This is a genomic window from Enterobacteriaceae endosymbiont of Donacia tomentosa (assembly GCF_012571135.1).
Classification (GTDB): domain Bacteria; phylum Pseudomonadota; class Gammaproteobacteria; order Enterobacterales; family Enterobacteriaceae.
Genome location: NZ_CP046216.1, coordinates 236,131 through 251,357, shown reverse-complemented (window position 1 = coordinate 251,357; position 15,227 = coordinate 236,131). Strand labels below are relative to the sequence as shown.

Annotated in this window: 12 protein-coding genes; 7 read left to right on the top strand and 5 right to left on the bottom strand. The window is 21.0% G+C overall.

Annotated features, from left to right (window positions below; translation table 11 throughout):
* The first annotated feature begins 33 nt into the window (after window positions 1-33).
* Window positions 34-1,362: a tRNA lysidine(34) synthetase TilS gene (gene tilS, locus GJT88_RS01140; RefSeq protein WP_168895113.1), complete on the top strand. Its 1,329-nt coding sequence runs from the start codon at window positions 34-36 to the stop codon at window positions 1,360-1,362.
* On the opposite strand, the gene GJT88_RS01135 is transcribed toward tilS, so the two are convergent.
* The 3 genes from GJT88_RS01135 to GJT88_RS01125 form a co-directional block, all read right to left on the bottom strand.
* On the bottom strand, window positions 1,337-3,091 hold the full coding sequence (locus GJT88_RS01135; protein ID WP_168895112.1) for a proline--tRNA ligase: 1,755 nt from the start codon (window positions 3,089-3,091) through the stop codon (window positions 1,337-1,339). The two genes, tilS and GJT88_RS01135, sit on opposite strands and share 26 nt — an antisense overlap.
* Before the next feature lie 22 nt (window positions 3,092-3,113).
* Window positions 3,114-4,034, bottom strand: a complete 921-nt coding sequence (locus GJT88_RS01130) for a homoserine O-succinyltransferase (RefSeq protein WP_168895111.1) — start codon at window positions 4,032-4,034, stop codon at window positions 3,114-3,116.
* A gap of 129 nt (window positions 4,035-4,163) precedes the next feature.
* A complete protein-coding gene (locus tag GJT88_RS01125) occupies window positions 4,164-4,724 on the bottom strand; it encodes a NifU family protein (protein ID WP_168895110.1) in 561 nt (186 codons plus the stop codon).
* Between the two features lie 181 nt (window positions 4,725-4,905).
* Between GJT88_RS01125 and GJT88_RS01120 the strand changes: the two genes are divergently transcribed.
* The 6 genes from GJT88_RS01120 (at window position 4,906) to dapE (ending at window position 11,877) form a co-directional block, all read left to right on the top strand.
* Window positions 4,906-5,682, top strand: a complete 777-nt coding sequence (locus GJT88_RS01120; protein WP_168895109.1) for an inositol monophosphatase family protein — start codon at window positions 4,906-4,908, stop codon at window positions 5,680-5,682.
* A gap of 142 nt (window positions 5,683-5,824) precedes the next feature.
* Window positions 5,825-6,109 (top strand): BolA family protein, encoded by a 285-nt coding sequence (locus GJT88_RS02350; RefSeq protein ID WP_425482951.1) that lies wholly within the window; start codon window positions 5,825-5,827, stop codon window positions 6,107-6,109.
* 152 nt (window positions 6,110-6,261) lie between these two features.
* Window positions 6,262-6,888 carry an ATP-dependent Clp endopeptidase proteolytic subunit ClpP gene (gene clpP, locus GJT88_RS01110; protein ID WP_168895107.1) on the top strand — a complete coding sequence of 209 codons (627 nt, stop codon included), beginning with the start codon at window positions 6,262-6,264 and terminating at the stop codon, window positions 6,886-6,888.
* A gap of 69 nt (window positions 6,889-6,957) precedes the next feature.
* On the top strand, window positions 6,958-8,211 hold the full coding sequence (clpX, locus tag GJT88_RS01105; RefSeq protein ID WP_168895106.1) for an ATP-dependent Clp protease ATP-binding subunit ClpX: 1,254 nt from the start codon (window positions 6,958-6,960) through the stop codon (window positions 8,209-8,211).
* Window positions 8,212-8,309: 98 nt separating this feature from the next.
* Window positions 8,310-10,643, top strand: a complete 2,334-nt coding sequence (lon, locus tag GJT88_RS01100; RefSeq protein WP_168895105.1) for an endopeptidase La — start codon at window positions 8,310-8,312, stop codon at window positions 10,641-10,643.
* A 70-nt stretch (window positions 10,644-10,713) separates the two neighbouring features.
* Complete coding sequence (gene dapE, locus GJT88_RS01095) at window positions 10,714-11,877, top strand: succinyl-diaminopimelate desuccinylase (protein WP_168895104.1); 1,164 nt, start codon at window positions 10,714-10,716, stop codon at window positions 11,875-11,877.
* Between the two features lie 313 nt (window positions 11,878-12,190).
* On the opposite strand, the gene lpdA is transcribed toward dapE, so the two are convergent.
* Window positions 12,191-13,615 (bottom strand): dihydrolipoyl dehydrogenase, encoded by a 1,425-nt coding sequence (gene lpdA / locus GJT88_RS01090; RefSeq protein WP_168895103.1) that lies wholly within the window; start codon window positions 13,613-13,615, stop codon window positions 12,191-12,193.
* Between the two features lie 77 nt (window positions 13,616-13,692).
* Window positions 13,693-15,225: a 2-oxo acid dehydrogenase subunit E2 gene (locus GJT88_RS01085; RefSeq protein ID WP_168895102.1), complete on the bottom strand. Its 1,533-nt coding sequence runs from the start codon at window positions 15,223-15,225 to the stop codon at window positions 13,693-13,695.
* Between the last annotated feature and the right edge of the window lie 2 nt (window positions 15,226-15,227).

Genomic DNA, 15,227 nt, shown 5'->3' with positions numbered 1-15,227 from the left:
TGTTTTTTATAAAAAATTTAAATATAAACAATTATGTTAATAGATAAGCATACACAATTAATTTTATGTAAATTTAAAAAGATATTAATAGCATACAGTGGTGGTTTAGATTCTACTGTATTATTATATAATTTAGTAAAATTAAGAAATAAACATCCTTTATTATTAAGAGTTATTCATATAAATCATAATTTATGTAATTTATCAAATAAATGGGTAGAAATATGTTCGTCACAATGTAAAACATTTAAAGTATTTTTTTTACATCAAAATATAAATATACAAAAAAATAGTAATATAGAAAAGAATGCTCGTATAGAAAGATATAAAGCTATTGCCCAAATTATAAAACATGATGAAGTTTTAGTTACAGCTCATCATCTTGATGATCAATGTGAGACGTTTTTTTTGTTTTTAAAAAGAGGTAGTGGACCAAAAGGATTATCAGGAATACACCAAAAAAATATTATAAATAATATAAAATTATATCGTCCATTATTAAATGTAACACGCAAACAAATATTGCAATATGCTATAAAAAATAAATTAAAATGGATAGAAGATTCAAGTAATTTTGATATAAAATATGATCGTAATTTTTTAAGAAATATTATTTTACCAAAAATTATGAATAGATGGCCTTTTTTTAATAAAACTGTTTCTAGATCAGCTGCACTTTGTAATGAACAGGAACAATTATTAAATGAATTAATAAATCCTTTATTTTATAAGTTAGTACAAAAAAATAATAGTTTATTTATTACTCCTTTGTACTTTTATAGTGAAATTAAAAGAAATTTCATAATTAGAAAATGGATATCATATAATGAATGTTATTATATGCCTTCTAAAAAAATGTTATCCATTATATGGAATGAAATTATTAATTGTAATAATAATGCAAATCCTAAAATTTTAATTAAAAAACATGTAATTTGTAAATATAAATCTTTTTTACACTGTATTAAATATGTAAATTCTTTAAAAAAAATTGTTTTAATTTGGAAAAATTTTAATAAACCACTTTTATTACCTAATAAATTAGGTAAATTAATCTATTATTCTAATATTAATTCTGACTCTAAGAAAAATATTATAAATATAAGAAATCCTGAAAATAATGAAATTTTATATATAAAATTTGGTTTTATAGGTAAATACTATTTTGATAATATAAAAAAAAAAAAAAACATAGATGATATATGGGAAGATTTATCCATCCCAAAATGGGAAAGAGAACAAATACCATTACTGTTTTATAATAAAATATTTATTGCAGACTTAAAAAATAAAATAATTACTAAAAATGGAATGTCAAAAAATAAAAATAATTTTTTTATTTTTTGGGATAAAAAATGTTAAAACAATTATTTAATTGTATTTTTTTTAAAATATAATTAAATATTAATTTAACAGGAATAATATTTTTTAAGCCTGTTTTTCTACACTTATATTCTACATTATTATTCATAATATTATTATTATTAATAATAATATTATAAGGAATCCCAATTAAATCCATATCAGCAAACATCACTCCAGGAGAGATACGTCGATCATCTAATAAGATTTTAATTCCTAATGTTTTGAAACGTTCATAAAGTAAATAAGAATATTTTTTTACTAAAGAATATTTGTACATATTTATTGGAATAATAGCAATTAAAAATGGTGCTAAAAATGAATTGGGCCAGCATATCCCTTTAGAATCATAATTTTGTTCTATAATAGCAGCAATTAATCTTGAAATTCCAATACCATAACATCCCATATGTAAGGGTTTTCTTATTTTATCTTTATTATATATGTAATTATTCATTAATTTAGAATATTTAGTGCCAAGTTGAAAAATATGAGCTACTTCTATACTATTTTTAATAGAAATTTTTTCTTTTTTATCTCTAGTTATATCATTTTTCGTTACATAACGAATATCTTGAATATTTTCAGGTATAGGTAAATCTTTATCCCAATTAGTATTTATATAATATTTATCTTTTATATTTGCACCTATAGTAAAATTATACATATTTATTATAGAAAAATCACCTATAATAGGTATTTTTTGATTAAAAGGACCTAATGATAAAATATTTATATTAAATAAATTTTCTATATTTTTTTTAGATAAAATTCTGGTTATATTTTTATTTATTTTTTTAATTTTATTTATATTAAATTCATAATCTGCTCTCAATAAAAGAATAATAAAAGGATATTTCTCATCTATGGTTTCAACAATAGCTGTTTTTACTATATTTTTTATTGAAATATTAAATTTTTCAGATAAAATTTTATATTCAGAACAATTTTTAAATTTTACTAATTTTTTTTTAAAAAAAAAGTTTTTGTTTATATGTTCCTTTTTAGGCAAACTATATTTTGTTAATTCTATATTTGTTATGTATTTTTTATCTTCAGATAATGCAATCGAATTTTCTCCATTTTTGGATAAAATATGAAATTCATGGGAAATATCTCCTCCAATAACATTATTGTTTGCTTTAACTATTAAATAATCAATATTAATTAAATTAAATATTTTTTTATAAGTATTAAAAACAACATTATATGTTTCTTCTAAAGATTCTTTTGTAATATGAAAAGAATAACTGTCTTTCATAATAAATTCTTTAGAACGTATAACACCTAAACGGGGTCTAATTTCATCTCTAAATTTTGTTTGTATTTGATATAAATGTATAGGCAAAGATTTATATGATTTAATTTCATTATTCATTAAATGAGTTATTACTTCTTCATGAGTAGGACCTAATATAAAATTATTTTTTCTTCTATCTAAAATCTTTAATAATTCTGCTCCATAATCATTTACACGACCACTTTTTGTCCAAATATGTATTGGTTGTAATATTGGCATTAATAATTCTATTGCATCTATATTATTCATTTCATGACGGATTATTTTTTTAAAATTATTAATTATTTTTAATCCAGTAGGTAACCAAGTATATATTCCAGAAGATAACCTTTTTATTATTCCAGATTTGATCATTAAAGAATAACTGTTAATATTTTTTTGATATATTTTATTTTTAGATGTAAAAAATAAATATTTAGTAGTTAACACTAATAAGCCTTTTTATTAAAAATTAAGTAATACAATTAGATTTTATATTATTTTTTTTATAAATGAAATATTTTAACCAATTCAAAAATAATAGATTACCATGACTACGCCAAATATTATAAGGAGTTAGTTTAGGATTATTAAATGGATAATAATTATAAGGAATATTTATTTTTATATTTTTTTTTAAATCATTTATATATTCTTCATTAATTGTGAATGTATCATATTCTGGATGTCCAGTTACAAATATATATTTATTATTTTTACTAGTAAAAATATAAGCTCCAGCTTTCTTAGAATAAGAAATAAGATTTAAATCAGTATAATTTTTGATAATATTAACTGAAAAATTAGAATATCTAGAATGAGGAACAAAAAAATAATCATCAAATCCTTTAATCAAAAAATTATCTTTTAATAAAATTTTATGTTTAAAAATACCTAATAATTTTTCTTTATTAATTTTTTTTGGAATGTTAAATAAAATATTTAATATTGCCTGTACAGACCAACATATAGAAAATATTGAAGTAACATGATCTTGTGCCCAATGTATAATTTTAACAAATTTTTTCCAATATCTAACATCAGAAAAATTAATTAATCCTAATGGAGCTCCAGTAATAATTAAACCATCATAATACTTATTAAAAATTTGTTCTAAAGTAAAATAAAATTTTTTAATATGATTCTTAGAAAGAATATTATGAGATTTATTATCATTTATACTTAATAAAGATAAATCTACCAATATTGGTGAATTTGCTAATAATCTTATTATTTGATTTTCTGTTTCAATTTTTTTAAACATTAAATTTAAAAGAAGTATTCTTACTTTATAAGTATCAATTTTATTCTTTTGAGATTTTGCTAATAAAATTATATTTTCTTTTTTTAAAAAATTAATAGCAGGTAAATAGTCAGGAACTATAACTGGCATATATATCTATTCCTTATTTTAATACATAATCACTTTATTTTAAAAAAAACATAAATATATACTATCATAGTAAAAATTATTTTCTAATAACAAATTTTTATCAAAATTTTTAAAAATAAAATTAGTATATTAATTAATTTTTTTATGTAAAGTTACGTCATGAACTCCATTTAAAATTGGAAAATGTTGTAATAATTTTTTTTCAATATAATTTTTAAGTGTATAATTACTCATTGAACAACCTTGACATCCACCATTAAATTCTATTAATACAATATAATTAGGAGTAATATTTTTTAATAAAACAAAACCATTATGATTTAATAATTGAGGATTAATAATTTTAGTTAAAAAATCATTAACATCTTTTTTTAAAGATTTTATATTTTGAGATATTTTTGAATTTTTTTGTAAAAAAATAAATTTTTCTTTTAAAGACGAATTATCTTTTATTACATCTATTTTTATATTTTCCAATAATTCAAGATTATTTTTATCAATAAATATATTGAATTTTTTAAATTCTAATTTAAAATCAGTTTTTTTTATTTTTTGTATATCACAAAATGCAATATTACCTTTAAAAACATTTTTTTTTTTTAAAATTGAAATTTTAATTTGTGTATTATTACTTCTCATACGAAGTAAATTTAAGAAATATTTTTGTGCTTTATTTGTAATTTGTAACATAATTTAAAATATAAATCTTCAATATTAATTATTATTGATAATAAATATTTAAAAAAAAAATACAATATTTTTTTACATTTTTACATAAAAAAATATATTAAAAAATATTTTTTTATTATAAAATGAATAATTACTTGATGAATAATCATTATTATAATAATTGTGTAATGAGAAATAAAATATGAGCCCCATGCTTAATATTGCTACACGTATAATACGTCAAATTGGTGATATTATCATCAAAAATTATGAAACTACCAAAATTAATTATAATAATAATTATAAAGATAATATTAATATTTTTATAAAAAAAATTAATAAAAATTTAAATAAAATTATTATAAAATTATTTTATGACATATATTCAGAAAATATTATTATATTAAATAAAAAAGAAATATTTGTTTTAAAATATAAAAAAACAGTATGGATTATAAATCCTTTAGATGGAATAGTAAATTTTATTAAAAAATTACCTCATTTTTCAATTTCTATTGCAATTTGCATAAAAAATAAAACAGAAATTGCTTTAATCTATGATCCATTAAGAAATGATTTATTTACTGCAATAAGAGGGCAAAATGCTCAATTAAATAATTACAAGTTACGTTGTAATACATATAATGAGAAAAACTTATTATTTTCTTTAAATACAAATTTTTTATTTTTTCAAAAAAAAAATTTATTAGATTTTTTTATTAAAAATAAAATTTTTCCTAGAATTAGTGGTTCTATATCTTTAGATTTAGCATATTTAGCTTCAAATAAAATTGATTGTTATATAAATAATAATGTTGAAAATTTTTATTATTTACTTGCTGGAGAATTAATTATAAAAGAATCTGGGGGATTAATGACTGACTTTTATGGAAATTGTTATTATAAAAAATCTTCAAATATATTAGCTGGTAATCCTAATATACTAAAATTAGTGATATCTAAAATAAAAAATTTATAAAAATAAGAGTTAATTTTAATAAAAAACATTTTTTTATTTAAAATAATAAAAAGTCATTATATATAATTATTTTAACTATTAAAAAATTTTATTTAATTATTTTTATACATTAATTTATAATTTAATTATCGAATTAAAATTTATGGAATATATATTCATGATAATTAATAAAATAAAAAATCAACTAATATCTCAATTACAGCCTATATATTTAAAAATCAATAATAATAGTCATAACCATAGCTCATTAGTTAAATCAATTACTCATTTAGAAATTATTGTTGTTAGTCATATATTCGAAAAGTTAAAATTAATTAACCGTCACAGATTAATATATAATATTTTAGAAAAGGATTTAAAAAATATACATTCGCTGTCATTATTTACATATTCAAAAAATGAATGGATGAAAAATAAAAATAAATAGAGATATATATACAAAAAGATATTTTTAATATTATATTCTTTATTAAGAAATATTGATATAAAAAATAAAATAATAAAGTATTTTTTATAAAAATATACTTGCAAAAATTTTAAAAATTAGTTTTTTAATATATATTAAAATAAAGGTTTATAATGTTAAATAAAAAGAGTACGGAGTTTTATCAAAGAAATAAATTACAAACAATTCCTATTGTTGTAGAACAAACCCTGAAAGGTGATAGATCTTATGATATTTTTTCTAGACTTTTAAAAGAACGTATTATTTTTTTAACTGGTAATATTGAAGATAATATGGCAAATTTAATAATTGCACAAATATTATTTTTAGAATCCGAAAATGAGAAAAAAGATATTTTTATTTATATAAATAGTCCTGGAGGAATTATTACATCTGGAATGTCTATTTATGACACAATGCAATTTGTTAAACCTGATATTAGCACTTTATGTATAGGACAAGCATGTTCAATGGCTGCTTTTTTATTAGCAGCTGGAAGTAAACATAAAAGATTTTGTTTGCCTAATGCAAGAATTATGATACATCAACCTATAGGAAGTTTTCAAGGACAAGTAACTGATATAGAAATTCATACTCAAGAAATATTAAGAATAAAAAAATATATTAATCAACTTATGTCATACCATACTGGTAAATCTATTAAAATTATTGAAAAAGATACAGATAGAGATCGATTTTTATCAGCTCAAGAAGCAATTGAATATGGTTTAATAGATAAAATTTTATACAGTAGAAAATAAAATTTTTTTGTTTTAGTCTTAACAATTAATTATAAAATTTATTATTTCTTTATTAAAAAGAGGTTTTGAATGATAAAAAAAAAGGAGAATTTAAATACAATATTATATTGTTCTTTTTGTAACAAAAAACAAGATGAAGTTAACAAATTAATATCTGGTAATGATACAGTTTATATTTGTGATAAATGTATTAAATTATGTAATAATCTTCTTCAAGAAGAAGATAAAGATAAAATTAATAATATTTATAATAATTATAATCAAATACCTACACCTCATGAAATTTTTAACTATTTAGATAATTTTATTGTAAGTCAAAAACAAGCAAAAAAAATATTATCAGTGGCAGTATATAATCATTATAAAAAATTAAATAATTATAAAAAAAGTAATGTAATTATGGATAAAAGTAATATTTTGTTATTAGGACCCACTGGTAGTGGAAAAACATTATTAGCCGAAACATTAGCTCGTTTTCTTAACGTACCTTTTGCTATTACGGATGCAACTACTTTAACAGAAGCTGGGTACGTTGGGGAAGATGTAGAAAATATAATTCAAAAATTATTACAAAATGCTAATTATAATGTAGAAAAAACACAAAAAGGTATTATATATATAGATGAAATTGATAAAATTTCTCGTAAATCAGATAATCCTTCAATAACTAGAGATGTTTCTGGTGAAGGGGTGCAACAAGCATTATTAAAATTAATTGAAGGTACAATAGCTTCTGTACCTCCTCTAGGTGGACGTAAACATCCACAACAAGAATGTATTCAAGTAAATACTAAAGATATATTATTTATTTGTGCTGGGTCTTTTTATGGTCTAGATAAAATTATTTCTAATAGATTAAATAATTCTAACGAAATTGGTTTCCATTCAAAAGGAGAAAATATTTATAAAACAAATAAGAATCAATTTTTAAAACAAATACATCCTAGTGATTTAATCAAGTTTGGTTTAATTCCTGAATTTATTGGTCGTTTACCAATTATGGTTTCATTAAATGCTTTAGATATAAAAAAGTTAATAAAAATTTTATTAAAGCCTAAAAATGCACTTATAAAACAATATCAAACTTTATTTCAGTATGAAAACATTAAATTAGAATTTGAATATAATGCTATTGAAGCAATAGCAAAACAAGCAATTTTATTAAATACTGGGGCACGAGGATTACGATCTATTTTAGAGAAATCATTATTGAATATAATGTATGATACTCCATCAAATAAAAATATTAGTAAAATTAAAATTAATAGTAAGGTTATTAATAATTTATCTGAACCTTTTATAGAATATAAAAATAATAATTAAAATTTTTATAATAATTCTTATAAACTAAATTATTTAGTTTAAAATTATATATATAAAATTTTTTCTAAAATGTAGTTTAACAATAAAGAGAGAACTCTATGAATTCTGAGAATTCAGAACGTATTGTAATACCTGTATTGCCATTACGTGATGTAGTAGTATACCCTCATATGGTAATTCCTTTATTTGTTGGTAGAGAGAAATCTATCCGTTGTTTAGAAGCAGCAATGGATAATGATAAAAAAGTTATGTTAGTTGCTCAAAAAGAAGCATCTAAAGATGATCCCAATATTAATGATTTATTTACTGTTGGAACAATTACTTCTATTTTACAAATGTTAAAATTACCTGATGGTACTGTAAAAATATTAGTAGAAGGATTACGTAGAGCTAATATAACCACTCTTTCTGATAATGGTAATTTTTTTACGGCTCAAATTGAATATTTATCTTCTCCTATTTTAGATAATAAAGAACAAGAAGTTTTAGTAAGAACAGCTATTCATCAATTTGAAGGATATATTAAATTAAATAAAAAAATACCTCCAGAAGTTTTAAATTCTTTAAATAATATTAATGATGCAGCTAAATTAGCAGATACAATAGCAGCACATATGCCTTTAAAATTATCTAATAAACAATTAATATTAGAAATGTTTAATATTAATGAAAGATTAGAATATCTTATGGCAATAATGGAATCAGAAATTGATTTATTACAAGTTGAGAAAAAAATTCGCAACAGAGTAAAAAAACAAATGGAAAAAAGTCAAAGGGAATATTACTTAAATGAACAAATGAAAGCTATTCAAAAAGAATTAGGTGAAATGGATAATAATTTGGATGAAATTGAAATTTTTAAAAGAAAAATAAAACAAGCAAAAATGCCTAAAGAAGCTAAAGAAAAAACACAATCAGAGCTAAAAAAATTAAAAATGATGTCTCCTATGTCTGCAGAAGCTACTGTTGTTAGAGGATATATTGAATGGATGATACAAATTCCTTGGAATAATAAAAGTAGATTAAAAAAAGATTTATGTAAAGCAAAAAAAATATTAGATCAAGATCATTTTGGATTAGAATATGTAAAAGAACGTATTTTAGAATATTTAGCTGTGCAAAATAGATCTAATAAAATTAGAGGACCTATTTTATGTCTAGTTGGACCTCCTGGAGTAGGAAAAACTTCCTTAGGTAAATCTATTGCAAGAGCAACAGGACGCAAATTTATTAGAATGGCTTTAGGAGGGATAAGAGATGAAGGAGAGATAAGGGGACATCGTCGTACATATATTGGTTCTATGCCTGGTAAAATAATTCAAAAAATAACAAGAATAGGTGTAAAAAATCCTTTATTATTATTAGATGAAATAGATAAAATATCTTGTGATATGAGAGGAGATCCAGCAGCAGCTTTATTAGAAGTATTAGATCCTGAACAAAATATTTCTTTTAATGATCATTACATTGAAGTAGATTTTGATTTATCAAATGTTATGTTTATGGCAACTTCAAATTCTTTAGTAAATATTCCATCACCTCTTCTTGATAGAATGGAAGTAATTAAAATATCTGGTTATACTGAAGATGAAAAATTAAATATAGCGCAAAAATATTTACTACCTAAACAAATCCAAAGAAATGCTTTAAAAGATCAAGAATTATTTGTACATGATAATGCAATTATAGATATAGTAAGATATTACACTCGAGAATTAGGAGTAAGAAACTTAGAAAGGGAATTATCTACATTATGTAGAAAAACTGTTAAAGCTATTTTAATAGATAAAAATATAAAATGCATTAAGGTAAATAGTTTAAATTTAAAAAAATATTTAGGTGTAAAAAAATTTGATTATGGTAAAGCAGAAAATGAAAATCGTATAGGACAAGTTACTGGCCTAGCTTGGACTGAAGTAGGTGGAGAATTACTAACAATAGAAACTGTATGTATTCCCGGAAAGGGTAAATTAACTTATACAGGATCTTTAGGTGAAGTAATGCAAGAATCAATACAAGCAGCTTTAACAGTAGTAAGAGCACGTGCTAAAAAATTAAATATTAGTCATAATTTTTATAAGAAAATAGATATTCATGTACATGTGCCAGAAGGTGCTACACCCAAAGATGGTCCTAGTGCTGGTATATCTATGTGTACTGCACTTGTATCAAGTTTAACTAATAATCCTGTAAAAGCAAATGTTGCAATGACAGGTGAAATTACATTAAGAGGGCAAATCCTACCTATAGGTGGATTAAAAGAAAAGCTTTTAGCTGCACATAGGGGAGGTATTAATATTATTTTAATACCAGCACAAAATAAAAGAAATTTAGAAGATATACCAAAAAATATTATTAAAGAATTAAAAATATTTCCTGTGAAAAATATTGAAGAGGTATTATTTCTTGCTTTACAAAATAAACCATATTAATTTTTTCTAAATAGGATATTTTTAAATTTATTACACGATTTTTAATAATTTATTTAAACGTAAAATCTATATGTTAGAACAAATAATTAAATTGACTAAAAAACTCATAAGATGTCCATCTATTAGTCCTAACGATGAAGGATGTCAAGATATATTAATAAATTTTTTAAAAAAATTAGATTTTAAAATTGATACTTTTAATATAAAAGATACCAAAAATTTTTGGGCATATCATTTTAATAATAAAAATAATTTTAATAAAACTTTGGTTTTTGCAGGACATACAGATGTAGTTCCTCCTGGAGGGATAGATAAATGGAAATTTAATCCATTTGAAGCCATTATTAAAAATAATATATTATATGGTAGAGGGTCTTGTGATATGAAAGGAGCTCTAGCCGCAATGTTATTTGCGGCTAAAAAATTTATTACAAAATATAATAATTATAGTGGGAGACTAGCTTTTTTAATAACTTCAGACGAAGAAGGTGATGGTAAAAATGGTATGGTTCAAGTTATTCAAAAATTAATAAATAAGAAAGAGCAATTTAATTTTTGCATATTAGGTGAACCTACTAGTAACAAATTTATAGGAGATAATATAAAAAATGGTAGAAGAGGGTCATTAAATATTAAATTAAAAATTATTGGAATACAAGGCCATGTTGCATATCATGAATTAGCTACAAACCCTATACATATCATAGTCCCTTTTCTTAATGAATTATTATCAATAAAATGGGATCATAAAACTCATTTTTTACCTCAAACTAGTATGCAAATAACAAATATTAATACATCTATGAAAAATAGTAATATTATACCAGGAGAAATTACGTTACTTATAAATTTTCGTTTTAATGAAAATAATTGTTATAAAAACATATTAAAAATTTTTAATAATATTATTAAAAAATATATTAAAAATTATGAAATAACATGGCAGTTATCTGGATTACCATTTTTAAGTATAAAAAATAGTTTTTCAAAAGAAAAAAATTTACTAGATGTAGTAAAAAATAGTATTAATGTAATTAATCGTATAAATCCTACTGTAGTTAATAATGGTGGAACTTCTGATGGACGTTTTATTATTAAAACTGGAGCACAAATAATTGAATTAGGATTATTAAATTCTACTATTCATAAAGTTAATGAATGTGTTAATGTTCATGATTTATATAAAATATATAATATTTATTACCAAATAATTAAACAAATATTAATTTATTAAATTTATTTCATAAAGAAGAATATTTTAAATAAAAATTTGTCAAATATGAAATATTTTTTAAAATACTTTTTTGTATAAAAAAACTATTTCATATAATTATATTTTTCTAATACATAAACTACTTTTAAAGTAATTAAATATAATAATATATATTTAATATATTTCTTTTATTAAAAAATCAAAATACTTACTTTCTTTATTTAATACAAAATAAAATTTTAAAATTATTAAATTTTATACATATAAAAAATATTTACATTATTATTTTATTTATATTTTAGTTAAAAATCTTTTTCAAATAAAACTTTTAATATTAATTACGATTATTATTGATAATATCAGTTACTGATCCTATGCATATTTCAGCAGCAATCCCTATAGACTCATAAAATGTAGGATGAGCATGTATTGTTAGTGCTATATCTTCAGCATCACACCCCATTTCAATAGCTAAACTTATTTCTCCTAATAATTCTCCAGAATTATATCCAATTACTCCACCTCCTATAATCCTATTAGAATTTTTTTCAATAATTAATTTAGTTAAACCTTTTTGTTCATTTGTTGCTATAGCTCTACCTAATGCATTCCAAAAAAATGAAGATACTTTATATTTTATATCATTTTTGATTGCATTTTTTTCTGTTATACCCACCCAACTAATTTCAGGATTAGTATAAGCTATTGAAGGAATTACTTTCGGTACAAAATAATGGTTTTTACCTGCAATTACTTCTGCTGCTAAATGACCTTCATGTATACCTTTATGCGCTAACATAGGATAACCAGTAACATCTCCTATTGCATATATATTAGAAATATTAGTTCTCATTTGATTATTAACAATGATAAAATTATTATTATCAATTGATATTTGTGGTAATTTTTGACTAATATAACTAGAATTAGGTTTTCTTCCTATAGCGACAATAATTATATTATAATATTTAGAATAAACAGAATTATTATTATCGTTAGTCATATGTACTTGTAATAAATCTTGACTATTATCAATAGATAATACTTTTGTTCCTAACAACAAATTAAATTTATTTTTTACACATTTTTTATAAAAATTTACAATATCTTCATCTATTTCAGGTAAAATTTGTTGAGTGATATCTACTATATCAACTTGTGAACCAAAAGATTGGTAAATAGTTGCCATTTCTAAACCAATAACTCCACTACCTAAAATTAACATCTTTTTAGGAATATTTTTTAATAATAAAGCATCGGTAGAATCCCAAATTCTATCATCATTATATGGTATAAACGGTAATTTAATATTTGTTGAACCGGTAGCTATAATCGCGTTATCAAATAATATTTTATAATTATCATTATTATTTTTTTGAACAATTAAAGAATTTTCTGTTTCAAACAAACCTTTTCCATTTATAATATCTATTTTCCTTGTATGCGCAAGAAAATTTAACCCATTTACTAATTTATTAATTACATTTTGTTTCCATAAAATAATTTTTTCAATATTTATTTCAATATCTTTATTAAATACTCCTTTTTTAAAAAAATTTTTATTTTCTTCCATTATTTTTGCTATATGTAATAATGTTTTTGATGGAATACATCCTACATTTAAACAAACTCCACCTAAATTTGAATAATTTTCTACAATTATAGTTTTCATTCCTAAATCACTACAACGAAAAGCAGCAGAATATCCTGCAGGACCTCCGCCAATTACAACAACTTGAGTTTTAATTGTATTATTCATAATGATTTCTATTACCTATTCATAAAATTAATAATGATTTAAATTTTTACATGTATAAAAGTATTTTTGATAAATAATTATATTATTATATTTCTAATATCAAAAATTAGATCACAGATATAATTTAAAAAATTAATACCTTCAACACCATTTATAACACGATGATCATAAGATAATGATAAAGGTAACATAAGTCGCGGGATAAATTTATCACCATTCCATATAGGTTTAATATTTGCTTGTGAGATTCCTAAAATGGCTATTTCAGGAGCATTAATTATAGGTGTAAAAAAATTACCACGAAATTTTCCTAAATTAGATATAGTAAAGCATCCTCCTTGCATATCATTGGGATATAATTTATTATTTTTTGCTTTATACGCCAAATTAAATAATATTTTAGATATTTCAATAATACTTTTATCTAAAACATTAAACATTACTGGTACAAATAAACCATAGGATGTATTAATAGCTACACCTATATTAAAATATTTTTTTAAAATTAATGTATTTTTACTTGATAAAGATGAGTTAAAATTAGGATATTTTTTTAATGCATATCCACATATTTTAATAATAAAACTTAATAATGTTAATTTTACATCATTTTTTTTTTGACTAAATTCATTATTTTTTTTTATTCTAAATTTTTCTAATTCTGTAATATCAGTTTCTATATGTTGTGTAACATGTGGTATATTAATCCAATTATTTAATAAATTTTTACCAGTAATTTTTTGAATGTTATTTAAATCCACTTCTTTACATTTTCCATATTTCTCAAAATATGATAAAAATATATTTTTAGTATTATTTGTTATATTTTGACTTATTAATACCTTTTTATTTCTTTCAAATTTTAATATGTCTTCTTTTGTAATTCTGTTTTTTTTACCACTTGCTATTATATTATTTAAATCTATTTTTAATTTTCTAGCTATTTTTCTAATAAGAGGAGAAGCATGTATATATTTTTTTTTCTCTTTAATAATTGTTAAAGCATTTCTAACATTATTATGTACTTTAATAAAAGTACCTTTCCCAAAATTGTCCTTTTCTATTAAAGGTATATCCACATGCATTAATACATAATTAGTATGTACTTCATCATTTATTTTAACATTAATTTGTTTAATAACTCCATTACATAAGGAAAATATTTCAAAAATATTTTTTTGATCTATTATCACTAATAATAGTTGATTTTTATGAATTAGTTCATTTTCTTTAACTAAAATATTAGTAATTTTCATTGTTTTAGTTCCGATATCTGGAACAACTAATTCTTTTAGTACTTTTTGTATATTATTTAATAAAATCTTTTTTTGTCCATGATTAAAATAATTTTCTTCCCTTGTAGAATTATTTACATTATCATTGTTTGATATTTTTATAATAATATCATCTTTATGAACAATATCACCTATAGCAATTAAAATTTTTTCTATAATACCATTTTTATCACTCGGAATTTCCATAGATGTTTTATCACTTTCTACTACAACAATAGGTTGTTCTTTTTGTATTTTATCTCCTTCTTTTACTAAAATATCAGTAACCTTCATCTCTTCTATTCCTGTATCAGGAAATATTATTTTTTTATTCATAT